The organism is Pseudomonas sediminis, from assembly GCF_002741105.1.
Taxonomy (GTDB): domain Bacteria; phylum Pseudomonadota; class Gammaproteobacteria; order Pseudomonadales; family Pseudomonadaceae; genus Aquipseudomonas; species Aquipseudomonas sediminis.
In genome coordinates this window covers 312,810-335,604 of the sequence record NZ_NIQU01000005.1, presented here as the reverse complement: position 1 = coordinate 335,604, position 22,795 = coordinate 312,810, and the positions used below count along the sequence as shown (strand labels likewise).

Genomic DNA, 22,795 nt, shown 5'->3' with positions numbered 1-22,795 from the left:
TGGGCTTATCGCTCGGCCAAAGTCGCCAGCACCAGCTGGCAGTTGTGCTCGCCATAAGCCTGCAGCACCTCGCGGGCACTCACGGGGTCGCGGGCGATGATCGCCTGCAGCAGGCTGGCGAAGGTATTCATGAACTGGCCCATCTCGCCTTTGCGTCGCTCCAGCGCCAGGTGGTAGGTGCGACTGATGGCCGGCAGCAGATTCTCCAGGGTTTCCTGCAGATAGGGGTTGTCTGCGAAGGGAAAGGCAGCGCGCATCACGTCGAAGCTGTTCTCGACAAAGGCGCCGATATCACCGCGCTCAAGGCTGGCCAGCAGGCGCTGCTGGATATCGATGAAAGGCGCCAGGTCGGTTTCCAACTTCCAGCGATTGATCACCGCGCGCGCCAGCATGATGTAGAGCTCGATGCTCAGCGCATAGAGGCTGGTGACGTGATGCGGGGTCAGTTCACTGACCTGGGCACCGCGGCGCGGCAGGATCACGATCAGATGACGGCGCTCGAGAATGAGCAGGGCTTCGCGTACCGAACCACGACTGACGTTAAGGGCCTGGGTGACTTTCTGCTCCTGAATGCGCTCACGTTCCTTGAGCTCACCGCGAATGATGCGTTCGGCCAGGTAATGCGCGATTTGCTCGGCGAGGCTGTCCGGGGCCTTGAACGTCATGACATTCCTTATTTACGTCGATCCAGGGGCAGGCGGTCGAGTCTGGGAGCCCCGCCACGGCTGGGCGGGAGCAAGAAAATCTGGCAGCAAGTGTACCACAGGGCGTTACCGGGCCAAGCTCCGCTATCAGGTGCTGCGTCACGCCTACAGCGAACCATAACGCGCGCGCTCCACACGCCCGGCTAAGCCGGTGGAGAGCACCAACTGAGTGAGTCGTAGCTGAGCGGAGCCCCTCGCTCGAGCACACCCGATGCCTCCTGCAACGCAAGCTTGCGGGCTTCATATTGCAGGGTGGCTGCGGTCGTGCACACCTGCTGCTCCGCGAAAAGCCTCACTGCGTAAAGCCCAGACAGCCCCGCGACACCCTGCGAAAGACCCGCAGCAGAGCGCTCGCTGGCACGAAACCCGCTACGCTCAGGGCATGAATCCAGCCCGCCGCGCTCATAACCGAAACGCATGACAAGCAGCTGACCACCAGGTCAAATATTTGTTGACCCAAAAGTCAGAAAACTCTAGATTGCCTCCATGGCCAATCACGCCCGGGGCCTTGCAATGCGCGCACATACCCGGCGAGCCACCGATTCATAACAATAAAGTGCCTGGAGGTCGTCCTTGATCCAGTTTTTACTCAACCGGGAGCTGCGCACAGAGCATGCCCTGGACCCCAACGTCACCGTGCTCAATTACCTGCGTGAGCATGTCGGCAAAACCGGAACCAAGGAAGGCTGCGCCTCCGGCGACTGCGGTGCCTGCACCGTGGTGGTGGGCGAGCTTGAGGGCGACCGCGTACGCTACCGCACCCTCAACTCCTGCCTGACCTTCGTTTCCAGCCTGCATGGCAAGCAACTGATCACCGTCGAAGACCTCAAGCACCAGGGCAAGCTGCACAGCGTGCAGCAGGCGATGGTCGACTGCCATGGCTCGCAGTGTGGCTTCTGCACTCCGGGCTTCATCATGTCGCTGTTCGCCCTGCAGAAGAACTCCACCGGGTACGACAAGAGCCAAACCATGGAGGCCCTGGCCGGCAACCTGTGCCGCTGCACCGGCTACCGCCCGATCATCGACGCCGCCGAACAGGCCTGCTGCCAGAAGCAGCCCGATCAGTTCGATGCCTTCGAAAGCGATACCGTGGCCCGCCTCAAGTCCATCGTTCCGCGCGAGACGGCCGAGCTCAATAGCGGCGACAAGCGCTGCCTAGTGCCGCTGACCGTGGCCGATCTGGCCGACCTCTACGCCGCCAACCCTGAGGCACGCCTGCTTGCCGGTGGCACCGACCTGGCCCTGGAAGTCACTCAGTTCCACCGCGAACTGCCAGTGATGATCTACGTCGGCCATATCGAAGACATGAAGCGCATCGAAGTGACCGACAGCGCCATCGAAATCGGCGCTGCCGCGGCGCTGTCCGACTGCTACGAAGCGCTGTCGCGCGAATACCCGGACTTCGGCGAGCTACTGCACCGCTTCGCCTCGCTGCAGATCCGTAACCAGGGCACCCTGGGCGGCAACATCGGCAACGCCTCGCCCATCGGCGACGCCCCACCGCTGCTGATCGCCCTCGGCGCGCAGATTGCCCTGCGCCAGGGCAACACCCGCCGCATCCTGCCGCTGCAGGACTACTTCCTCGATTACAAGGTGACTGCCCGTCAGGAAGCCGAATTCATCGAGAAGATCATCGTGCCGCGCACCCAGGCAAACCAGGCGTTCCGCGCCTACAAGGTGTCCAAGCGCCTGGACGACGACATCTCCGCCGTCTGCGCGGCCTTCAACCTCACCATCGAAGAGGGTGTGGTCACCGAAGCCAGTATCGCCTTCGGTGGTATGGCCGCCATCCCCAAACGCGCCAGCGCCTGCGAAGCGGCCCTGGTCGGTTCGGCCTGGTATCCGGGCGTGATCGAACGCGCCTGCAACGCGCTGGCTGAGGACTTCACCCCGCTGTCGGATTTCCGCGCCAGCAAGGAATACCGCCTGCTCACTGCCCAGAACCTGCTGCGCAAGTTCTTCCTGGAGCAGCAGTCGCCCGAGATCGAAACCCGGGTTACCGCCTACGCGTAAGCGTGCAGTGAATTGATACGCCGCCGGCGCACCCGGCGGCATGCGAAGTTTTGGAGGCGAAGATGTCCAGTCATATCGAACACAAATCCCAGGAAGAGCTGGCCGCCCTGTTCCGCGCCGGCATGACCAGCGGCGTCGGCCGTAGCGTCAAGCATGAGAGCGCGGACAAGCACGTGTCTGGCGAAGCGGTCTATGTCGACGACCGTCTGGAATTCCCCAATCAATTGCACGTCTACGCGCGCCAGTCCGATCGCGCCCATGCGCGCATCGTGCGCATCGACACCAGCCCCTGCTACGAGATTCCGGGTGTGGCCATCGCCATCACTAAGGATGACGTACCAGGCCAGCTGGATATCGGCCCGGTGGTCGCCGGTGACCCGCTGTTGGCCGACGGCAAGGTCGAGTACGTTGGTCAGGTGGTGCTGGCAGTAGCCGCAGACAGCCTGGAAACCGCACGCAAGGCGGCCATGGCCGCCATCGTCGAGTACGAGGACCTGGAGCCAGTACTCGATGTGGTCGACGCCTACCGCAAAAAGCATTTCGTGCTCGCCAGCCACACCCATCGTATCGGCGATTCGGCCAGCAAGCTGGCCAGCGCCCCACGCCGCCTGCAGGGCACCCTGCATATCGGTGGCCAGGAACACTTCTACCTGGAAACCCAGATTTCCTCGGTGATGCCAACCGAGGACGGCGGCATGCTGGTCTACACCTCGACGCAGAACCCGACCGAGGTGCAGAAGCTGGTCGCCGAAGTGCTCGGCGTGCCGATGAACAAGATCGTCATCGACATGCGCCGCATGGGCGGTGGCTTCGGCGGCAAGGAAACCCAGGCAGCCGGCCCGGCGTGCCTGTGCGCAGTGATCGCGCACCTCACCGGCCGGCCGACCAAGATGCGTCTGCCGCGCATGGAAGACATGAGCATGACCGGCAAGCGTCACCCCTTCTACGTCGAGTACGACGTCGGCTTCGATGACGACGGCTTGCTGCACGGCATCGAGATGGACCTGGCCGGCAACTGCGGCTACTCGCCGGACCTGTCCGGCTCCATCGTCGACCGCGCCATGTTCCACTCGGACAACGCCTACTTCCTCGGCAACGCCACCATCAATGGTCACCGCTGCAAGACCAACACCGCGTCGAACACCGCCTACCGCGGCTTCGGCGGCCCGCAGGGCATGGTCGCCATCGAGGAAGTGATGGACGCCGTCGCGCGCAGCCTGGGCAAGGACCCGCTGGAAGTGCGCAAGACTAACTACTACGGCAAAACCGAGCGCAACGTCACCCACTACCACCAAACCGTCGAGCACAACGTCATCCACGAGATGACCGCCGAGCTTGAGGAAAGCGCCGAGTACGCCAAGCGCCGTCGCGAGATCATCGAGTTCAACCAGAAAAGCCCGGTACTGAAGAAAGGCCTGGCCATGACCCCGGTGAAATTCGGCATCAGCTTCACCGCCACCTTCCTCAACCAGGCTGGCGCGCTGATCCACATCTACACCGACGGCTCGATCCACCTGAACCACGGTGGCACCGAGATGGGCCAGGGCCTCAACACCAAGGTCGCGCAGGTCGTGGCCGAAGTGTTCCAGGTCGATATCGAGCGCATCCAAATCACCGCCACCAACACCGACAAGGTGCCCAACACCTCGCCCACTGCAGCCTCCAGCGGCACCGACCTCAATGGCATGGCGGCGAAGAATGCGGCCGAGACCATCAAGCAACGCCTGGTGGACTTCCTGGTGCGCGAGTACAAGGTCACCCCGGAAGACGTCGAATTCCGCAATGGCCAGGTGCGCGTGCGCGATCACTTCCTGTCCTTCGAGGAGGTGATCCAGAAGGCCTACTTCGGCCAGGTCTCGCTGTCCTCGACCGGCTTCTACCGCACCCCGAAGATCTACTACGACCGCGACAAGGCGGCTGGCCGTCCCTTCTACTACTACGCCTACGGCGTGGCTTGCGTGGAGGTGCTGGTCGACACCCTGACCGGCGAATACCGCATGCTGCGTGGCGACATCCTGCATGACGTCGGCGACTCGCTGAACCCGGCCATCGACATCGGCCAGGTCGAGGGCGCGTTCGTCCAGGGCATGGGCTGGCTGACCATGGAAGAGCTGGTGTGGAACGCCAAGGGCAAACTGATGACCAACGGCCCGGCCAGCTACAAGATCCCGGCCATCGCCGACATGCCCATCGACCTGCGCGTGAAGCTGGTGGAGAACCGCAAGAACCCGGAAGACACCGTGTTCCACTCCAAGGCAGTCGGCGAGCCGCCGTTCATGCTCGGCATCGCCGCCTGGTGCGCGCTGAAGGACGCGGTGGCCAGCCTGGCCGACTACAAGGTGCAGCCGCAGATCGACGCCCCGGCCACGCCTGAGCGCGTGCTCTGGGGTGTGGAGCAGATGCGCAAGCTGAAGGCACAGAGCAAGACAGCCAGCACTACCGAGGTCGAACCGGCCTGACCTGGCGCAGCCTCAGGCTGCCGTGGGAGGGACCTTAGGCGCGGCTGTCGCCGCTGCGACTGCAGGGATGCAGGATGCCCGAGCCGAAAGCGCCTCCCACAGACCTGCGACTGCGAACAAATGATGAATGGGTGTACAACAATGACAAAACACACCGAACCGAATAATCCACCCGCTCGCCCGGTACCGGTCCCAATTCTCGACCCTTCGCCGAGCAACTGGCGCCTGCCGCGCCCGGGACAAACCACGCCTTCCTGGAGGCTGAGCAAATGAGCTGGATCAGCGCCCTCGCCGACCTGCAACAACAAGGTGAAGCCTGCGTGCTGGTGACCATCATCGAGGAACGTGGCTCGACGCCACGTAATGCCGGCTCGAAGATGGTGGTCACCGCCGAACGCATCTTCGAGACCATCGGCGGCGGTCATCTGGAATACAAAGCCATGGAGATGGCGCGCGAGATGCTCGCCAGCCGCAGCCAGGACACCCGCCTGGAGCGCTTCTCTCTTGGCGCCAGCCTTGGCCAATGCTGCGGCGGCGCCACCGTGCTGCTGTTCGAGCCCATGGGCCAGCCACAGGCGCAGATCGCCGTGTTCGGCGCCGGTCACGTCGGCCGCGCGCTGGTACCGCTGCTGGCCAGCCTGCCGTGCAAGGTGCGCTGGATCGACTCACGGGAGAACGAATTCCCCGAACACATCCCCGCTGGTGCGCAAAAGATCGTCAACGACGAAGTGGTCGACGAGGTGGAGAACATGCCGCCTGGTAGTTACTACATCGTCATGACCCACAATCACCAGCTCGATCTGGAGCTGACCGCGGCGATCCTCAAACGCGGCGACTTCGCCTACTACGGCCTGATCGGCTCGAAAACCAAGCGCCTCAAGTTCGAACATCGCCTGCGCGAACGCGGCTTCGAGGAAACGTTGATGGCACGCATGCGCTGTCCCATGGGCCTGGCCGAAGTGAAAGGCAAACTGCCGGTGGAAATCGCTGTATCCATCGCCGGCGAGGTGATCGCCACCTACAACGCAAGCTTCGGCCAGGACGTGAAGAAAGGCGAATCCAGCGTCGCCAAGCTGCTTCCGGCCTCACGCCGGTCCTGACTCTCGGTGCGCACAGCTCACCCTAAGCAGAGCAAGTCGTAGGGTGTGCCGTGCGCACCAGCTCCCCTTCAATGGTGCGCACGGCGCACCCCACTGATGAGATTCACACAATGAGTAACACCCGCAAAGCCTACCGCGCCGCCATCCTGCACAGCCTCGCCGACCCCGCCGTGGTCGGTTTCGAGCAGTCCTATGAATATTTCGAGGACGGCATCCTGCTGATCGAAAACGGCAAGGTCGCCCAGGTTGGCGCGGCTGCAGAACTGCTGCCGAAACTGGCCGGCGTCAAGGTGCAGGAATACCGCGATGCACTGATCACCCCCGGCTTCATCGACACCCATATCCACTACCCGCAGACCGGCATGATCGCCTCCTACGGCGAGCAGTTGCTGGACTGGCTCAACACCTACACCTTCCCCACCGAGAAACAGTTCGAAGACAAGGCGCATGCCAGCGACGTGGCGGCGATCTTCCTCAAGGAACTGTTGCGCAACGGCACCACCACCGCCCTGGTATTCGGCAGCGTGCACCCGCAGTCGGTGGATGCCTTCTTCGAGCAGGCCGACAAGCTCAACCTGCGCATGATCGCCGGCAAAGTGCTGATGGACCGCAACGCCCCGGACTACCTGACCGACACCGCCGAAAGCGGCTATGCCGAGAGCAAGGCACTGATCGAGCGCTGGCACGGCAAGGGCCGCCTGCACTACGCCGTCACTCCGCGCTTCGCCCCCACCAGTACACCGGAGCAGTTGGATCTGGCCGGTAAGCTGTTCGGCGAATACCCGGACCTGTACATGCACACCCATATTTCCGAAAACAAGGCTGAGGTGGCCTGGGTCAAGGAGCTGTTCCCTGCGCGCAAGGGCTACCTGGACGTCTACGACCACCACAAACTGATCGGCCCGCGCGCAGTGTTCGCCCATGGCGTGCACCTGTGCGACGACGAGTGCAAGCGCCTGGCCGAGACCGGCTCGGCTGTCGCCTTCTGCCCGACCTCCAACCTGTTCCTGGGCAGCGGCCTGTTCGACCTGAACAAGCTGGAAGAACATGGCGTGCGCGTCGGTCTCGGCACCGACGTCGGTGCCGGCACCAGCTTCAGCCAGCTGCAATCACTGAACGAGGCGTACAAGATCATGCAGTTGCAGGGCAAGAAGCTCGATCCGTTCAAGTCGCTGTACCTGGCCACCTTGGGCGGCGCCAACGCACTGTATCTGGACGACAAGCTGGGCAACTTCATGCCAGGCAAGGACGCCGACTTCCTGGTGCTGGACTACAACGCCACGCCACTGATCAGCTACCGCATGCAGCAGGCCAAGAGCCTGGAAGAACGCCTGTTCGCCCTGACCATGCTTGGCGATGACCGCACCGTGAAAGAGACCTTCGCCGCCGGTGTATCGGTGCACCAGCGCGATTGAAGACGACGATCTACGCACCTCGCAGGAGCGGATTTATCCGCGACCAGGCTGTAGGCAATGCCCTACAGCATCGCGAATGAATTCGCTCCTACACAAATGCGCTTCACCTCAGCCACATCATCTCCACAACGAAAAAGCCCCGATGCGCGAGCATCGGGGCTTTCTTGTTACATGCAGTCGGTCAGCGATTGGCAGCGCTGCGGCCGGGTTTCTTCTTGGTCTGCAGCAGGTGCGAGAACACCGCGTGCAGGTCGTCCGAGGCACTTTCCTCGTCCAGGTTGAGCTTGCTGTCGATGTGATCCATGTGATGCATCATCAGATGCACCGCACGCTCGGCATCGCGCGCTTCAATAGCGTCGATCAGTTGATTGTGTTCGTCGTAGGAGCAATGCGAGCGGCTGCCGCTTTCGTACTGGGCGATGATCAGCGAGGTCTGCGACACCAGGCTGCGCTGGAAGCTTACCAGCGGCGCGTTACGCGCGGCCTCGGCCAGCTTCAGGTGGAACTCGCCGGACAGACGAATACCGGCGCCCCGGTCACCGCGAGAGAAGCTGTCCTGCTCGTCCTTGACCATCTGCCGTAGCTCGGCCAGTTGCTCAGCGGTGGCGTGCTCGACGGCCAGCTCGGTAATGGCACGCTCGACCAGACGGCGCGCATAGAATATCTGCCGCGCCTCTTCGACGCTCGGGCTGGCCACTACCGCACCGCGGTTCGGGCGCAGCAGTACCACACCCTCGTGGGCCAGACGTGACAGGGCGCGACGAATGATGGTGCGACTGACGCCGAAGATCTCACCCAACGCCTCTTCGCTCAGCTTGGTGCCAGGCGCCAGACGCTGTTCGAGAATGGCATCGAAGATGTGGGCATATACGACATCGTCCTGAGTCCCGCTGCGGCTGCTTTTGCCCACGCGCGGCTGCTTCTTGAGAGGCTGCAATTGATCGTTCATTCTGGCTCGCGTCAATGAGAGTCGGCGACACTGCGACTCTACTGTGTTCTACCCGGTAGCTGACAAGCTCCGAGCGAAAAAACATCAGAAAAAAATTGGGGCAATTGTACACAAATCAATCAGCCATCACACCAGTCGTTGTACGATGTCGTAGCTGAGCATCGCCCGAACCTCAGCTATGGCTCCACGCAGAACAACAAATTCTTTCCTTATATACAGCTGCCCTCTCAGCTCATTAGTGGCTAAGGACCCGTTCAGGTCGCCGCACCGACGCTTGATCGGTTACAGCTACCGATCACGCAATAATCATATCTTATTGTTTTATATGAATTTTATTTAAATACCCGAAAGGATTGTCGCCAAATCCGCTCGTTTCTCAATCCGCGCGCTCGACTAGTGCGATTCATGCAACACTAAAAACATTAATTGCATTTTTTGTATACAACAGCATAATCGCGCCTGAGTGACTTCTTGACCGCTCGGTCAACAACTTAGCCAGGAAGCACCGTCGAAAACACCGCCGGCCTCAGAGAGCATTGTTCTTGCGCAACGCTCTGGGCGGTACACAACAAGAGAGATGAGGAGTACCCGCTGTGGAAAGCGTCAAACAAGAACAACACGCGAATCAACTGGCAAGCGGTGGTCTGCTCGACCGCTTCTTCAAACTGACCGAGCACCGCACCACCATCAAGACCGAGCTGCTGGCCGGCCTGACGACTTTCGTCACCATGGCCTACATCATCTTCGTCAACCCCAACATCATGGCTACCGCGGGCATCGATCATGGCGCGGCCTTCGTCGCCACCTGCATCGGTGCGGCGCTGGGCTGCTTCCTCATGGGCCTGTACGCCAACTGGCCGGTCGGCCTGGCGCCGGGTATGGGCCTGAATGCCTTCTTCACCTACACCGTCGTCGGCGAGATGGGTTACAGCTGGGAGATCGCACTGGGCGCCGTGTTCATCTCCGGCGTGCTGTTCATGATCATGAGCCTGTCGAAGATCCGCGAATGGCTGCTCAACAGCATTCCGATGAGTCTGCGCTTCGCCATGGGTGCCGGGGTCGGCCTGTTCCTCGGCCTGATCGGCCTCAAGACTGCCGGCATCGTCGTCGACAGCCCAGCCACCCTGCTGACCATGGGCTCGTTCGGCAACCCGTCGGCGCTGCTCGCCGCCGTGTGCTTCCTGCTGATCGCCGTGCTCAGCCACCGCAATGTGTTCGGCGCCATTCTCTTCAGCATGCTCGGCGTCACCGCCATCGGCTGGGCCATGGGCCTGGTGGAGTACGGCGGCCTGGTGTCGATGCCGCCGAGCCTAGCGCCGACCTTCCTGGCCATGGACATTGCCGGCGCGTTCAACGTGGCGATGATCAGTGTGATCCTGGCCTTCCTCTTCGTGAACATGTTCGACACCGCCGGCACCCTGATGGGTGTGGCACACCGCGCTAACCTGGTGGATGAAGACGGCAAAATCCAGAACCTGTCCAAGGCGCTGAAAGCCGACTCCACTTCCAGCGTCGTCGGTGCCGTGGTTGGTTGCCCGCCGGTCACCAGCTATGTGGAAAGCGCTGCAGGCGTTGCCGCAGGTGGGCGCACCGGCCTGACCGCCATCACCGTCGGCTTCCTGTTCCTCGCCGCGATGTTCTTCGCCCCACTGGCCGGCATGATCCCCGCCTACGCCACCGCCGGCGCACTGATCTACGTGGCGATGCTGATGATGAGCGGCATGGCGCACATCGACTGGAAGGACCATACCGACACCATCCCGGCCATCGTCACCGTGGTGATGATGCCGTTGACCTTCTCCATCGCCAACGGCATCGCCCTGGGCTTTCTGACCTATGCCACGCTGAAGCTGCTGACCGGTCAGAGCGACAAGGTATCGCTGAGCCTGTACGCCCTGTGCATCATCTTCATCGCCAAGTTCGCCTTCCTCTGACGGCCAACACCAGGTGTTGAACCAAACCCCGGCCTTGGTGCCGGGGTTTTCGTTTGTCTCGGTAACGGCAGGCACGCGAGCCATAAGCACAGCGTCAGCCCATACCCGGACTTGATCCGGGCTACGCAAGCAAGATCGCCCGGCAGAGTGCGCCGTGCGCACCGCCTGCACTCGCCCTGCTGAAACATCTCGAATTCGGTGCGCAAGGCGCACCCTACGAATGGCAAGGCTATTTGCCGATCTGCCCGCCGCTCAGCGCACCAGAGCCATGGCTGCTGCGCGCCTGGCTGACTAGAGTCAGTACTCGCCTTCAATTCATAACAGCCAAGTGCGAGCCCCATGAGCCAAGCCGATCTGATTTCGCCCTTCCGCTTCCTGGCCCACCTGCCGCAACACCTGCCGCGTGTGCCGCGCATGCTGCGTGGCCTTTACTACGCCGGCATCCGCAACCGGGAGAAGAATCTGTCACTGGCCTGGGCGCTGCAGCGCGCCGCCGAGCGCCACCCCGAGCGCCCGGCGCTGATGGATGAAAACCGCCAGCTCAGTTATCGCACGTTCAATGCCTGGGCCAACCGACTGGCATGGACGTTCAAGGACGAAGGTGTCGGCCATGGCGACGTGGTCGCTGTGATGCTGGAGAACCGCCTGGAACTGCTGACGATCCTCGCCGCGTTGAGCAAGCTCGGTGCAGTCGGCGCGCTGATCAACACCAACCAGCGCGGCAAGGTGCTGGCGCATAGCTTCAACCTAGTAAAGCCCGGCTACCTGGTCATCGGTGACGAACTGCGCGGCGCCTTTGACGAAATCGCCGCGCAACTGCACAACCAGCAGGCGCGCCGCTACTGGATCGCCGACCAGGATTGCCTGCGTGATCCCGGCCAGGCGCCGGACGGCTGGCTCAACCTCATGCAGATCGCCAGCGGCCAGGCCGAGGACAATCCGCCCGATAGCCAGCATGTGCGCATGAAGGACGCCTGCTTTTTGATCTACACCTCCGGCACCACCGGCCTGCCCAAGGCCTCGATCATGAGCCATGGCAAGTGGATCAAGGCCTACGGCGGCTTCGGCCATTCCGGCCTGACCCTGAACGAACGCGACGTGCTCTACCTCACCCTGCCCTGCTACCACAACAACGCCGTCACCGTATGCTGGAGCGCAGCCCTGGCCGGCGGCGCGGCCATCGCCCTGCGCCGCAGGTTCTCCGCCAGCGCCTTCTGGAGCGACGTGGCGCGCTACCAGGCCACCTGCTTCGGCTACATCGGCGAACTGTGCCGCTATCTGCTCAACCAGCCCGAGCATCCGGCAGAACGAGGCAACAGCCTGCGCTGTATGATCGGCAATGGCCTACGCCCCTCGATCTGGGCCGAGTTCAAGCAGCGTTTCGGCGTCGAGCAGATCACCGAGTTCTATGCCTCCAGCGAAGGCAACATCGGCTTCACCAACGTCTTCAACTTCGACAATACCGTCGGCTACACCCCGGCCACCTACGCCATTGTCCGCTACGACCTGGAGAACGACTGCCCCGTGCGCGGCAACAATGGCTTCCTGCAGAAGGCCGACAAGGGCGAAGCCGGCCTGCTGATCAGCGAGATCAGCGCCAAATGGCCGTTCGATGGCTACACCGACCCCGCCAAGAGCGAGGCGGCAATCCTGCGCGACGTGTTCAAGAAGGGCGACGCCTGGTTCAACACCGGCGACCTGATGCGCGACATCGGCTGCAAGCATGCGCAGTTCGTCGACCGTCTCGGCGACACCTTCCGCTGGAAAGGCGAGAACGTTTCCACCACTGAGGTGGAAAATGTGCTGGGCGCCTTCCCCAGCGTGGAAGATGCGGTTGTCTACGGCGTGGAGATTCCCGGCACCAATGGCCGTTGCGGCATGGCCGCGCTGCGCCTGGCGTCAGGTTGCGTGCTGGATGGCGTGGCGCTGGCCGCTCACCTGGATGCGGAGCTGCCGGCCTGCGCCGCGCCGCTGTTCGTGCGCCTACTCGGCGAAATCGAGACCACCGGCACCTTCAAGTACAAGAAGATCGACCTGAAACAGGCCGGCTATGATCCCAACCAGGTAGATGATTCGATCTACGTACGCCTGCCCGGCGCAGACAGCTACCAGCCGCTGAGTCGTGAAACCCATGCGGCCATCGATCAGCAGCGTTATCGCTTTTGAGCTACTGCTTGAACTCGAACTGCACCTCGGCGCCTTCGATGGAATCCCAGTAGTCGTCCACTCGCTCGTTGCTGATCAGCCGACCGCTGATCTGGAACGGGCTCTGGACTTCGGGTTTCTCGCCAAACAGCGGTGGCAGCACCGGCGCGAGATCCTCGCGGGTTTCGCTTTCCAGTGCTTGCTCGAACAGCTCCTGCGGCACGCTGAGATCCAGCGCCAGCTTCGATTCGGGCTCGGCTGGCTTGGGCTGTGGTGCCGCAGCAGGCTTGGGCTTAGCGGCGACGGGCGGTTTGGCGGGAGGCAGGGGTTTGTTTTCGACCACTTTGGCAGGCGGTGCAGGTTCGACCGGTTTGGGCTTGGCAACCTCGGCAACGGGCGCTGGCTCAGGCGCGGTGACCACTGCGGGCTCAGGTGCAGGCTGCTGCGCAACAGGCTCAGGCGCACGCTCACAGGCGCTCAGCCAACCCAAGCACAGCAACAGTAAAATGGACTTACGCATCATGGGACAAAGGTAACTCGATCAGTAACGCGCCCATGCTCCTCCGCCTGGGCGCGCCTGACAAGTCGACTTACACGACTTTTACCCGGAAGCTCATTCGGCTGACGGCTCCTTAGCCAGATGCTCGAGCTCGGCCTCGATATCCAGTTGCGGATAATCGGCCTTGAGCTGCTCCAGCAACCGCTGCGCCTCCTCCTGCTGATTGGTCTTGCGCAGCTCCAGCAGACGCAGCAACGCCTTGCGTGGTTCGCTCTGGATCACCAGTTCTGCCATCGGAGCAATTGCCGCAGCGCTGGCCATCGGTGCCTCCGCTCTATCGGCAGAAGGGGCCTGGCTCCTCATGCGCTCCTGAGGGACAGCCATACGCGCCACCGACTCGTTCTCGGCAGCACGTTTGGCCGCCATCGGTGCCGGGGCTGGTGCAGCGGGGCTCATGGCCACGCTGGGCGGCACGGCATCGAAGACATCTGGCGTCTGCTCCAGGGTCCGCCAAGTCAGGCTGACGCCAATCCCGACACAGGCCAACCCGGCCACGGCCACCGACCAGCGCTGGCGGCCACTGCCAAACAACCATTGATGCAGGCGCTGCGCCCAGCCAGATTCAGGCTTGTCGGCCTGACGCGCTTCACGGGCAGCCGCACTGGCCGCCGCCAGAATGCGCGCATCCAGCTCGGCCGAAGGTTCGCCGCTGCCATGGGCACGAAAATGCGCCAGCAACGCCTGCTCGTGGTCCAGAGGTTCTCGTTCATGGTTCATACGGACAACTCCTCGGTGGCCAGCAGCCGGCGCAGTTTCTGCAGGGCATAGCGCAGACGGCTCTTGACCGTCTCGGCCGGCGTGCCGGTCAACTCGGCAATCTCGTTCAATTCCAGGTCGCCATGGGCGCGCAACAGGAACACCTCGCGCTGATCTTCCGGCAGGTCGGCCAGTGCCGCCTGCAGCCGCTCGCTATCGCGGCTCAGCCCCCACTGTTGCTCGGGGCCCGGTTGCGGGTCGGCCTGGGCGTGCTGGCCTTCGTCGTATTGGTCATGTCCGGCCTGATGACGGCCCGTCTTGCGCCAGTGGTCGATCAGGCGGTTGCGGGCGATCTGGTACAGCCAGGTCTTGAACAGTACCGCCTCGCGCTGCTCGCTCTGGCTGCGGATCAGGCTCATCCAGGTTTCCTGGAACACTTCCTCGGCCAGGGCATGGTCGCCACACAGGCCGAGCAGAAAGCGGAACAGGCCCAGCCGATGGCGCTGGTACAGCACGTTGAAGGCCGCGGCATCGCCGCGGCGATAACGCCGCAGCAAGACGGCGTCGTCATCCATGAGGGGTGCGTTCACTGCTGAACTCGTGCAGGGGTGGAACCGGAAGTGTGCAGGCTCTGGGCGATTTCGGCCAGTTGGATGAACTCGCCACGTAGACCGAAGCGGTCCTCACCTTTCGCCGAGCGCGCCAACTCGATGCTCTGCGCCAGACCGAAGTCGCCCGTGTAGCGGCCATCCTTGAGCTGCTGGGCGAAGGCCGCAACCGCAGCGGCGAAGCGCAGATCCTCGCTGGCTGCCGCAACCGGCTTGGCCTCACCGCGTGCGATAGGCCGCTCCAGCAGCCGGCTGGATGCTTCCCCCGGCGCCTTGTAGCGAATTCGCAACCAGGCCAGTTCGCCGCTCTTGCTCGCGGGCTGGGCACTAGCCTGATAACGCAGCGGCTCCAGCCAGCCTTTGCTGCCCGCCGGGACGATCTCGTACAGCGCGGTGACGGTATGCCCAGCGCCGATATCACCAGCATCGACCTTGTCGTTGCTGAAATCCTCGCGCTTGAGCGCCCGGTTCTCGTAACCCAGCAAGCGATACTCGCTGACTTCGCTCGGGTTGAACTCAAGTTGCAGCTTCACGTCACTGGCCACGGTGGTGAGGGTCGACGCGAGCTGATCCACCAGCACCTTGCGCGCCTCGCGCAAATTATCGATGTAGGCGTAATTACCGTTGCCAGCATCGGCCAGTTGCTCCATCAGACGCTCGTTGTAGTTGTCCACGCCAAAACCCAGGGTGGTCAGCGAGACGCCGCTCTTGCGCTTGTCGGCGGCCAGTCGCTTGAGGCTGTCGAAATCGCTGATACCGACGTTGAAGTCACCATCGGTTGCCAGCAGGATGCGATTGATGCCGCCGTCGATCATATGCTTGCTCGCCTGTTGGTAAGCCAACTGAATGCCCGACTCCCCCGCCGTCGAACCGCCAGCACTGAGTTGATCGATCGCCGCTCGAATCTTCGCCTTGTCGCTGCCGGGCACGGAGTCCAGCACCACCTTGCTGTCACCGGCATAGGTGACCAGCGAGACACGATCCTGCGGGCGCAACTGATCGACCAGCAATTTCAGCGTGCCCTGCACCATCGGCAGCCCTTCGCGGCGATGCATCGAGCCGGACACGTCGACCAGGAACACCAGATTGGCCGGCGGCAGCTCGTCCACGCTGCGGTCTGATGCCTTGATGGCGATGCGCAGCAGGCGCGTCTGCGGGTTCCACGGTGTCACCGCCAGCTCGGTGCTAACGCCGAAAGGTACGTCACCCTGCGGCAACGGATAGGCATAGGGGAAGTAGTTGACTAGCTCCTCCAGGCGCACAGCGTCCTTCGGCGGCAGTTGCCCGCCGTTGAGGAAGCGCCGCACGTTGGCGTAGCTACCGGTATCGACGTCGATGCTGAAGGTGGACACCGGGGTCTCGGCAACCGCGAACACCGGATTATCGGCATAGGCCTGGTATTGCTCGCGTGACTCATCGCGGTAGCCCGGTGGCACGACATCGGCGATGGGCGACGGCGCGTAAGCCAGGGTCGACAAGCGTTTCTGGCTGGCGGCGGCAGGCATCTCGGCTGCTACAGGCGCAGCCAGACGTTCACGAACGAGTGTCGCCGCCGGCTCCGAGTTGGTCTGGGCTTCCGGCTCCGGGCCAGAGGCGCTGCAGGCGGCAAGCAGCAGCAAGGTTCCCGCGGAAAAACCGACGGCGAATGGGCGAACGAGCAACGAGGAATAAACGGACATGGTGCACCTCCTGAGCAATGGCACGAGACCTTCGCTCAGGTAGACGCAGCCTTTCGATGAATCGGGTTAAAACGAGACGGACTTTTTAATCCTCCCAGGAACCGCCCGCTTCCTGGCACAGCTGCGTGGCCAGCATGCCCAGGGTCATCAACGCCCTCTCCGCCTCGCGATTCCACGGGATGCCGCAGTTAAGGCGTACGCAATGGTTGAACTGCTCGGTGTTGCTGAAGATCAGTCCCGGTGCGATGGAAATGCCCTGCTGCAGCGCGCGCACGTGCAGATCCTTGGTGTTGACCCGCGCCGGCAGGCTGACCCAGAGAATGAAGCCGCCCTTGGGCCGGGTCATCTGCGTACCGACCGGGAAATACTGCTGCACCGCAAGTTGGAAGGCGCTGAGGTTCTTGCGGTACTCCTGACGGATATGCCGCAGGTGACGGTCGTACCCGCCATTCTCCAGGTAGGCCGCTACGGCCATCTGGGTGACGCTGCACGCCGAATGGGTGGAGAAGGTCTGCAGCCGCTGGATCTCGTCCTGATACTTGCCGGCGACGATCCAGCCGATACGCACACCGGGCGACAGCGTCTTGGAGAAGCTCGAGCAATAAATCACCCGGCTGTCGCGATCATGGGACTTGAGCGCCTTGGTCGGGCCCTGTTCGAACATCAGCTCGCCGTAAATATCGTCCTCGACGATCTGGAAATCGTAATCACCAGCCAGGCGCAACAACTGACGCTGGCGCTCCTCGGGGATAGTGCCACCGAGCGGATTGGACAGCCGCGCCGTCAGCACCAGTGCCTTGATCGGCCACTGGTTGGCCGCCAGTTGCAGCGCTTCGAGGCTGATGCCGGTGGTGGGGTCGCACGGGATCTCGATGACCTTGAGCCCAAGCAGATCGGCCAGTTGCAGCAGGCCGTAGTAGGTCGGCGACTCCACCGCGATCAGGTCACCTGGCTTGGTCAGCACGCGCAGGCTCATCTGCAGCGCATCGACGCAGCCATGGGTGATCACCACCTCGGACGGGTCGACCACCACGCCGGCATCGCGCATGCGAATCGCCACCTGGCGACGCAACGGCTCGAAACCGGGGCTGAACATGTAGCTGAAGGCACGCGGACTGTGAAAGCGCGTGACCTTCGCCAGTTGCTGGTGCAGCGCACGCACCGGCAGGTAGTCGACATGCGGCACCGCAGCGCCCAGCGGGAATACGCCCTCGCGACGCGACTCGGTAAGCACCTGATTGATGATGCTGGCACGAGTGACCAGGCCTGGCCGCTCGACCTTGGCGATATCCGGCGTCGGCGCGGTCAGTGCCGGTGTCTGATGTACGTAGAAGCCCGACTGCGGCCGCGCTCGGATCAGGCCCTGATCCTCGAGATTGGCGTACGCTTGCAACACGGTGGCGTGGCTGACATTGAGCTGAGCGCTCATCTTGCGTACCGATGGCACGCGCTCCCCCGGCTGGTAGACGCCACGACGAATATCCTCGGCCAACTGCTGAGCGATGCGTTGGTAGAGCAACAGATTGGTCATGGCGATATCCTTCAGATCACTGGAGCATAACAGTAACCTATTGCTACACAATTGTACCGGCACAGATGAAAACACTTTTCACAAGCAGCTCTGTGCCGACTATCTGTATGCGTAAAACACCATGTCTAAGCCTGATTCAAGGCATAAAAAACCCCGGACGATGCCGGGGTTCTTGACTGTTGACCCTCAGCGCTCGGCGCCGAGCTGGCCTCGCTCGTCGGAGAAGACAATCTCCACTCGCCGATTCTGCGCCCGGCCACGGGCAGAGGCATTTTCCGCAACAGGGAAGTCGACCCCGTAACCGGCTACCTGGATCCGCTTGGAATCCACGCCCAGGTCGACCAGCAGATCGGCCACGGCCTGCGCCCGCGCGCGGGAAAGCTCAAGATTTTCAGCCGCGTCGCCGGTGTTATCGGTATAGCCCTCGATACGCACGCGTCGCTGCGGGTTGATCTGCAGGAATTGCACGAGCTTGAGCACCGTGCGGTTGGCCGCTGGCTGCAGATCGGCGCGGCCGGCGTCGAACAGCATGTCACCGAGGGTCATCACCAGGCCCCGCTCGGTCTCGCTGGTGGCGAGGCTGACCATTTGCTCTTCCAACCAACCGTTGTGCTGCTGCACGCTCATCAGCTTGGCCTCGCGCAATGTCAGTTGCAGGCGCTGGCGCTCCAGCTCGAGTTTGGCCGCACGTTCCTGGTTGAGGCTGATATCGCTGTGCTGGCGGGCGATCGCAGCATAGCGCTGGCTGAGGTAAGCGTAATGACGCACATCGTCACCACTGCCCCAGTAGCTGGACAGGCGCTCGGCACGGCCCAGCGATTCGCCAGCGCGAATAACGTCCTTGGGTGCAGCGCGCAGCACGCTGGGATCTTCCTTCACTGCCTGGAAGCTCAGACGCGCCTCTTCCAGCGCTTGCTCACTCGCCATCTGGTTGGTCGCGCAACCACCGAGCAAGGTAGCGACCAGCGCCAGGCTGCCCAGATAACCATACGCCCTCATCACATGGCCCCCAGTTGCTGACGCAGACGGCCGATGCGCTGATTGAGTTCATTCAGCTGTTCCCGCCCTTTGCCGTTGAGGTGCTCGGCCTCGGCCAGGCGCGCATCCAGCTCGGCCTGTTCGGCGAGCTGGCGCGCCTGCTTGTTCTCATCGTCCTGCATGGCGGTCTGGGCCTGCGCGAACTTGTCCTCAGCCTGGCGCAGCGACTCCGATTGCTCGCTGACCACACCCAGTGACTTGGTCTGCGCCAACGCCTGTTCGGTCAGGCGCAGTTGTTCGACGGGTGCAGGATCGCTCGCACAGGCCGTCAGGCCCAGCGCCAGCAGCAAGGGAAGGGTTCGATTGATCACGAGATTTTCCTACTGAGTGACGTCGCCAACCGGGTCGGGCTGCATCTGCTGCGCCTTCCAAAGCTCAAGATTGCTTTGCAGGAACTGCTCAGGCAGGCCGGCGGCGACCATTTCTGTCATTTTCCGCGCCAGCTGGCCACGCAGCCAGGGCTCGTTGCACGCCGAATTGTGCGACAAGGTAAGGTAGAGGCCTTCGCTGGAAATCGGCGGATCCAGCACCTCCAGGTCATCGTCCATACCCAGCGTCTCGGCGAGCGCGAGGCCGGGATAGCGCTCGTAGAGCACGTAGTCGGTGCGGCCTAGCAGCAGTTTCTGGAAAGCCTGCGTCAGGCTGGAGACACCCTCCAGCTTCAGGTTCTGCTTGGCGAAGGCGTCGAACTGCTGGCCGAAGCTATTGCCCACCAGGGTGTCGCCGGTATGCCCTTGCAGGTCGATCCAGCTACCGTAGGGAAAGGCCTCGCCCTTGCGCACCCAGACCACACTCGGCGTGAAGAAGAATGCCGGGTGCACGTAATCCATGTTCTCCAGACGCGGTAGCGTCAGAAACGCCCCAGCCAGCAGGTCGACACGGCCGGTACGCACCTCGTCCTGCGCGCGCGACCAAGGCCCGGTGTAGATCACGTCGACCACCACGCCCAGCTCCTTGGCCAGATGCTTGAGCAGGTCGGCATTGGCGCCGATCAGTTGCTGCGGATTCTGCGGGTCACGCCAAAGATAAGGGGGATACTCCGGATTGCCGGTCGCCACCAGGCGCTCGCACTTACCGGCAGCCAGAGCAGCGGCTGGCATCAGAGCCAGGGCGCACCACAGCAACAGCGACTTAAACAGACAACGCTCTGGCATTGGCTACTCTCGGTTTATGCGTTGATCGGTGGGATGGTCTTGGCACCCCGGCATCCTCGATGTTCATGCTAGCTTAATGGCGCCGCCATAATAATTCGCGATAAGGACACGCCATGAAAAAACTGCTGTTCGTATTGCTGCTTCTGCTATCAGGCAGCGCCGCCACGCTGTATTTCGTTCCAGCGACTCAACTGGCCAGCCTGCGCCTGATAGAACAGTACCGCGCCGGGCTCAGTCACGAGCAACTATCTGTCCACAATCTTAACATCCATTATTACCGGGGAGGACCGGCAAGCGGTGAAACCCTGGTACTGCTCCACGGGTTCGCTGCAGACAAGGATAACTGGCTGCGTTTTTCCCGCCACCTGACTCAGGACTATCGCGTCATCGCACTGGACCTGCCCGGCTTCGGCGATAGCGACCTGCCGCCAGGCAGCTACGACGTCGGCACCCAGGCCGAGCGCCTGGCGGATATCCTCGATGAGCTGGGCGTCCGACAGGCGCACGTGCTGGGCAACTCGATGGGCGGACAGATTGCCGCCCTCTTCGCCGCGCGCTACCCGGAACGCGTCCGCTCGCTGGCACTGTTCGCCAACGCCGGAATCGACAGCCCACACAAAAGCGAACTGTATCAACTGTTGACCAGTGGCTCGCCCAACCCGCTGGTGGTCAAACAGCCGCAGGATTTCGACAAGCTGCTGCACTTCGTCTTCGTCGAACCGCCCTACCTGCCGGAATCGCTCAAACGCTATCTGGGCGAACGCGCCATGGCCAAGGCCACGCATTACGACCAGGTATTCAAGCAACTCGTGGAGCGCCCAGTGCCGCTGGCACCCGAGCTGTCCAAGATTCAGGCGCCGACCCTGCTGCTCTGGGGCAGACAGGACCGCGTGCTGGATGTCTCCAGCATCGAGGTCATGCAACCCCTGCTGAGCAAACCCAGTGTGGTGATCATGGATAACGTCGGTCACGCACCCATGCTCGAACGCCCTGAAGAAAGCGCCCTGCTCTACCGAGGCTTTCTCGAAGGCCTGAAGTGATGGCTAGGCGCTGATCGCGAGCAACGCGCAGGCAATAAAAAACCCGCTCTGGTGAGCGGGTTTTTCGTAGCGGGAAAAGCGGTTTAGACCGACTTCTCCAGCTCCGGTACGGCTTCGAACAGGTCGGCAACCAGACCGTAGTCGGCGACCTGGAAGATCGGCGCCTCTTCGTCCTTGTTGATCGCGACGATCACCTTGGAGTCCTTCATACCGGCCAGGTGCTGGATCGCGCCGGAGATACCGACGGCGATGTACAACTGCGGCGCAACGATCTTGCCGGTCTGACCGACCTGCATGTCGTTCGGTACGAAGCCGGCGTCGACCGCAGCGCGGGAAGCGCCGACCGCAGCGCCCAGCTTGTCAGCCAGGGAGTACAGGTGCTTGAAGTTGTCGCCATTGCCCATACCACGGCCGCCGGATACGACGATCTTGGCAGCGGTCAGCTCCGGACGGTCGGACTTGGCCAGCTCTTCGCCGACGAAAGCGGACTTACCGGCATCGGCCGGACCGGAAACGGCTTCAACAGCAGCGGAGCCACCTTCAGCAGCAGCGGCGTCAAAACCGGTGCTACGCACGGTGATCACCTTGATGGCAGCCGAGGACTGCACGGTCGCGATGGCGTTACCGGCATAGATCGGGCGCTTGAAGGTGTCGGCGCTTTCAACGGCGATGATCTCGGAGATCTGATCGACGTCCAGTGCAGCAGCGACGCGCGGCAGGATGTTCTTGCCGTTGCTGGTGGCGGCGGCCAGGATGTGGCTGTAGCTTTTGCCCAGCTCGGCTACCAGCGGAGCAACGTTCTCCGGCAGCTGGTTGGCATAGGCAGCGTTGTCGGCAACCAGGACTTTGGCCACGCCAGCGATCTTGGCAGCGGCTTCGGCAGCAGCGCCAGCGTTGGCACCGGCTACCAGCACGTGGATGTCGCCACCGATCTTCTGCGCAGCGGCAACGGTGTTCAGGGTAGCGGCAGCCAGAGCGGCATTGGTGTGTTCAGCGATAACCAGGATAGTCATTTAGATTACCTTCGCCTCGTTCTTCAGTTTCTCGACCAGTTCAGCCACGGACTTGACCTTGATGCCAGCGCTGCGAGCAGCCGGCGCTTCGACTTTCAGGGTCTTGACGGTGGAAGCGGTGGAAACGCCCAGGGCGTCCGGGGTAACGGTTTCCAGCGGCTTCTTCTTGGCCTTCATGATGTTCGGCAGCGACGCATAGCGCGGCTCGTTCAGGCGCAGGTCGGTGGTGACGATCGCCGGCAGGTTCAGCGCAACGGTCTGCAGACCGCCATCGATCTCACGGGTGACGTTGACCTTGTCGCCAGCAACTTCGACCTTGGAGGCGAAGGTGCCTTGGCCGAAGCCAGTCAGGGCGCCGAGCATCTGGCCGGTCTGGTTGTTGTCGCTGTCGATGGCCTGCTTGCCCATGATCACCAGTTGCGGCTGCTCCTTGTCGACCACTGCCTTGAGCAGCTTGGCCACAGCCAGGGAGTTCAGCTCGTCATTGGATTCGACCAGGATAGCGCGGTCGGCACCCAGAGCCAGCGCGGTGCGCAGCTGTTCCTGAGCGGTAGCCGGGCCGATGGAGACGACGACGATTTCGCTCGCCACGCCTTTCTCCTTCAGACGTACGGCTTCTTCCACGGCGATTTCGCAGAAGGGGTTCATGGACATCTTGACGTTGGCGAGGTCGACGCCGCTGTTGTCCGCCTTGACGCGAACCTTGACGTTGTAGTCAACCACTCGTTTGACAGCTACAAGAACCTTCATGGATTCCT

The 22,795-nt window shown here is 62.4% G+C and carries 19 protein-coding genes; 7 read left to right on the top strand and 12 right to left on the bottom strand.

Annotated features, from left to right (window positions below):
• Window positions 1–5 precede the first annotated feature (5 nt).
• A complete protein-coding gene (locus CDO35_RS14725) occupies window positions 6–665 on the bottom strand; it encodes a GntR family transcriptional regulator (RefSeq protein ID WP_099525446.1) in 660 nt (219 codons plus the stop codon).
• Window positions 666–1,277: 612 nt separating this feature from the next.
• On the opposite strand from CDO35_RS14725, the gene xdhA reads away from it, so the two are divergent.
• The 4 genes from xdhA to guaD all read left to right on the top strand — a co-directional run bounded on the left by xdhA (window position 1,278) and on the right by guaD (window position 7,691).
• A complete protein-coding gene (gene xdhA / locus CDO35_RS14720) occupies window positions 1,278–2,717 on the top strand; it encodes a xanthine dehydrogenase small subunit (RefSeq protein ID WP_099525445.1) in 1,440 nt (479 codons plus the stop codon).
• A gap of 62 nt (window positions 2,718–2,779) precedes the next feature.
• Window positions 2,780–5,176 carry a xanthine dehydrogenase molybdopterin binding subunit gene (gene xdhB, locus CDO35_RS14715; RefSeq protein ID WP_099525444.1) on the top strand — a complete coding sequence of 799 codons (2,397 nt, stop codon included), beginning with the start codon at window positions 2,780–2,782 and terminating at the stop codon, window positions 5,174–5,176.
• Between the two features lie 269 nt (window positions 5,177–5,445).
• Complete coding sequence (gene xdhC, locus CDO35_RS14710) at window positions 5,446–6,276, top strand: xanthine dehydrogenase accessory protein XdhC (protein ID WP_099525443.1); 831 nt, start codon at window positions 5,446–5,448, stop codon at window positions 6,274–6,276.
• 110 nt (window positions 6,277–6,386) lie between these two features.
• Window positions 6,387–7,691: a guanine deaminase gene (guaD, locus tag CDO35_RS14705; RefSeq protein WP_099525442.1), complete on the top strand. Its 1,305-nt coding sequence runs from the start codon at window positions 6,387–6,389 to the stop codon at window positions 7,689–7,691.
• A 181-nt stretch (window positions 7,692–7,872) separates the two neighbouring features.
• Here guaD and CDO35_RS14700 read toward each other — a convergent pair whose 3' ends face one another.
• The gene (locus CDO35_RS14700; RefSeq protein WP_024307768.1) at window positions 7,873–8,640 is read right to left on the bottom strand and encodes a GntR family transcriptional regulator; all 768 of its coding nucleotides are present in this window, start codon (window positions 8,638–8,640) and stop codon (window positions 7,873–7,875) included.
• Between the two features lie 593 nt (window positions 8,641–9,233).
• On the opposite strand from CDO35_RS14700, the gene CDO35_RS14695 reads away from it, so the two are divergent.
• Window positions 9,234–10,574, top strand: coding sequence for an NCS2 family permease (locus tag CDO35_RS14695; RefSeq protein WP_099525441.1), 1,341 nt, complete (start codon window positions 9,234–9,236; stop codon window positions 10,572–10,574).
• Between the two features lie 339 nt (window positions 10,575–10,913).
• Window positions 10,914–12,740, top strand: a complete 1,827-nt coding sequence (locus CDO35_RS14690) for a long-chain-acyl-CoA synthetase (protein ID WP_099525440.1) — start codon at window positions 10,914–10,916, stop codon at window positions 12,738–12,740.
• A gap of 1 nt (window position 12,741) precedes the next feature.
• On the opposite strand, the gene CDO35_RS14685 is transcribed toward CDO35_RS14690, so the two are convergent.
• The 8 genes from CDO35_RS14685 to CDO35_RS14650 all read right to left on the bottom strand — a co-directional run bounded on the left by CDO35_RS14685 (window position 12,742) and on the right by CDO35_RS14650 (window position 19,984).
• Window positions 12,742–13,239, bottom strand: coding sequence for a hypothetical protein (locus tag CDO35_RS14685; protein WP_243699090.1), 498 nt, complete (start codon window positions 13,237–13,239; stop codon window positions 12,742–12,744).
• A 93-nt stretch (window positions 13,240–13,332) separates the two neighbouring features.
• Window positions 13,333–13,995: a hypothetical protein gene (locus CDO35_RS14680; RefSeq protein WP_099525438.1), complete on the bottom strand. Its 663-nt coding sequence runs from the start codon at window positions 13,993–13,995 to the stop codon at window positions 13,333–13,335.
• On the bottom strand, window positions 13,992–14,564 hold the full coding sequence (locus tag CDO35_RS14675) for an RNA polymerase sigma factor (protein WP_099525437.1): 573 nt from the start codon (window positions 14,562–14,564) through the stop codon (window positions 13,992–13,994). The genes CDO35_RS14680 and CDO35_RS14675 overlap by 4 nt, the downstream gene beginning before the upstream one ends.
• The gene (locus tag CDO35_RS14670) at window positions 14,561–16,261 is read right to left on the bottom strand and encodes a vWA domain-containing protein (RefSeq protein WP_099525436.1); all 1,701 of its coding nucleotides are present in this window, start codon (window positions 16,259–16,261) and stop codon (window positions 14,561–14,563) included. Before CDO35_RS14670 ends, CDO35_RS14675 begins: the two co-directional genes overlap by 4 nt.
• An 85-nt stretch (window positions 16,262–16,346) precedes the next feature.
• The gene (locus CDO35_RS14665) at window positions 16,347–17,792 is read right to left on the bottom strand and encodes an aminotransferase-like domain-containing protein (protein WP_013715143.1); all 1,446 of its coding nucleotides are present in this window, start codon (window positions 17,790–17,792) and stop codon (window positions 16,347–16,349) included.
• A gap of 186 nt (window positions 17,793–17,978) precedes the next feature.
• Complete coding sequence (locus CDO35_RS14660; RefSeq protein WP_099525435.1) at window positions 17,979–18,791, bottom strand: OmpA family protein; 813 nt, start codon at window positions 18,789–18,791, stop codon at window positions 17,979–17,981.
• Window positions 18,791–19,141 (bottom strand): DUF4398 domain-containing protein, encoded by a 351-nt coding sequence (locus CDO35_RS14655; protein WP_099525434.1) that lies wholly within the window; start codon window positions 19,139–19,141, stop codon window positions 18,791–18,793. The genes CDO35_RS14660 and CDO35_RS14655 overlap by 1 nt, the downstream gene beginning before the upstream one ends.
• Before the next feature lie 9 nt (window positions 19,142–19,150).
• Window positions 19,151–19,984, bottom strand: a complete 834-nt coding sequence (locus CDO35_RS14650; RefSeq protein ID WP_099525433.1) for a substrate-binding periplasmic protein — start codon at window positions 19,982–19,984, stop codon at window positions 19,151–19,153.
• A 113-nt stretch (window positions 19,985–20,097) separates the two neighbouring features.
• On the opposite strand from CDO35_RS14650, the gene CDO35_RS14645 reads away from it, so the two are divergent.
• Window positions 20,098–21,024, top strand: coding sequence for an alpha/beta fold hydrolase (locus tag CDO35_RS14645; protein WP_099525432.1), 927 nt, complete (start codon window positions 20,098–20,100; stop codon window positions 21,022–21,024).
• Window positions 21,025–21,107: 83 nt separating this feature from the next.
• Here the strand turns inward: CDO35_RS14645 and CDO35_RS14640 are convergent, their stop codons facing one another.
• Both CDO35_RS14640 and CDO35_RS14635 read right to left on the bottom strand, forming a co-directional pair.
• Window positions 21,108–22,037, bottom strand: coding sequence for an electron transfer flavoprotein subunit alpha/FixB family protein (locus tag CDO35_RS14640; protein WP_099525431.1), 930 nt, complete (start codon window positions 22,035–22,037; stop codon window positions 21,108–21,110).
• Window positions 22,038–22,787, bottom strand: a complete 750-nt coding sequence (locus tag CDO35_RS14635) for an electron transfer flavoprotein subunit beta/FixA family protein (protein WP_012018936.1) — start codon at window positions 22,785–22,787, stop codon at window positions 22,038–22,040.
• Window positions 22,788–22,795: the final 8 nt, after the last annotated feature.

Excerpts from the sequence above, each read along its gene's own strand:
- CDO35_RS14660 (WP_099525435.1), bottom strand. The coding sequence starts at position 18,791 with ATGAGGGCGTATGGTTATCTGGGCAGCCTGGCGCTGGTCGCTACCTTG.
- CDO35_RS14645 (WP_099525432.1), top strand. The coding sequence starts at position 20,098 with ATGAAAAAACTGCTGTTCGTATTGCTGCTTCTGCTATCAGGCAGCGCC.
- CDO35_RS14665 (WP_013715143.1), bottom strand. The coding sequence starts at position 17,792 with ATGACCAATCTGTTGCTCTACCAACGCATCGCTCAGCAGTTGGCCGAG.
- CDO35_RS14725 (WP_099525446.1), bottom strand. The coding sequence starts at position 665 with ATGACGTTCAAGGCCCCGGACAGCCTCGCCGAGCAAATCGCGCATTAC.
- xdhC (WP_099525443.1), top strand. The coding sequence starts at position 5,446 with ATGAGCTGGATCAGCGCCCTCGCCGACCTGCAACAACAAGGTGAAGCC.
- xdhB (WP_099525444.1), top strand. The coding sequence starts at position 2,780 with ATGTCCAGTCATATCGAACACAAATCCCAGGAAGAGCTGGCCGCCCTG.
- CDO35_RS14685 (WP_243699090.1), bottom strand. The coding sequence starts at position 13,239 with ATGCGTAAGTCCATTTTACTGTTGCTGTGCTTGGGTTGGCTGAGCGCC.
- guaD (WP_099525442.1), top strand. The coding sequence starts at position 6,387 with ATGAGTAACACCCGCAAAGCCTACCGCGCCGCCATCCTGCACAGCCTC.
- CDO35_RS14670 (WP_099525436.1), bottom strand. The coding sequence starts at position 16,261 with ATGTCCGTTTATTCCTCGTTGCTCGTTCGCCCATTCGCCGTCGGTTTT.
- CDO35_RS14640 (WP_099525431.1), bottom strand. The coding sequence starts at position 22,037 with ATGACTATCCTGGTTATCGCTGAACACACCAATGCCGCTCTGGCTGCC.
- CDO35_RS14635 (WP_012018936.1), bottom strand. The coding sequence starts at position 22,787 with ATGAAGGTTCTTGTAGCTGTCAAACGAGTGGTTGACTACAACGTCAAG.
- CDO35_RS14700 (WP_024307768.1), bottom strand. The coding sequence starts at position 8,640 with ATGAACGATCAATTGCAGCCTCTCAAGAAGCAGCCGCGCGTGGGCAAA.
- CDO35_RS14650 (WP_099525433.1), bottom strand. The coding sequence starts at position 19,984 with ATGCCAGAGCGTTGTCTGTTTAAGTCGCTGTTGCTGTGGTGCGCCCTG.
- CDO35_RS14680 (WP_099525438.1), bottom strand. The coding sequence starts at position 13,995 with ATGAACCATGAACGAGAACCTCTGGACCACGAGCAGGCGTTGCTGGCG.
- CDO35_RS14690 (WP_099525440.1), top strand. The coding sequence starts at position 10,914 with ATGAGCCAAGCCGATCTGATTTCGCCCTTCCGCTTCCTGGCCCACCTG.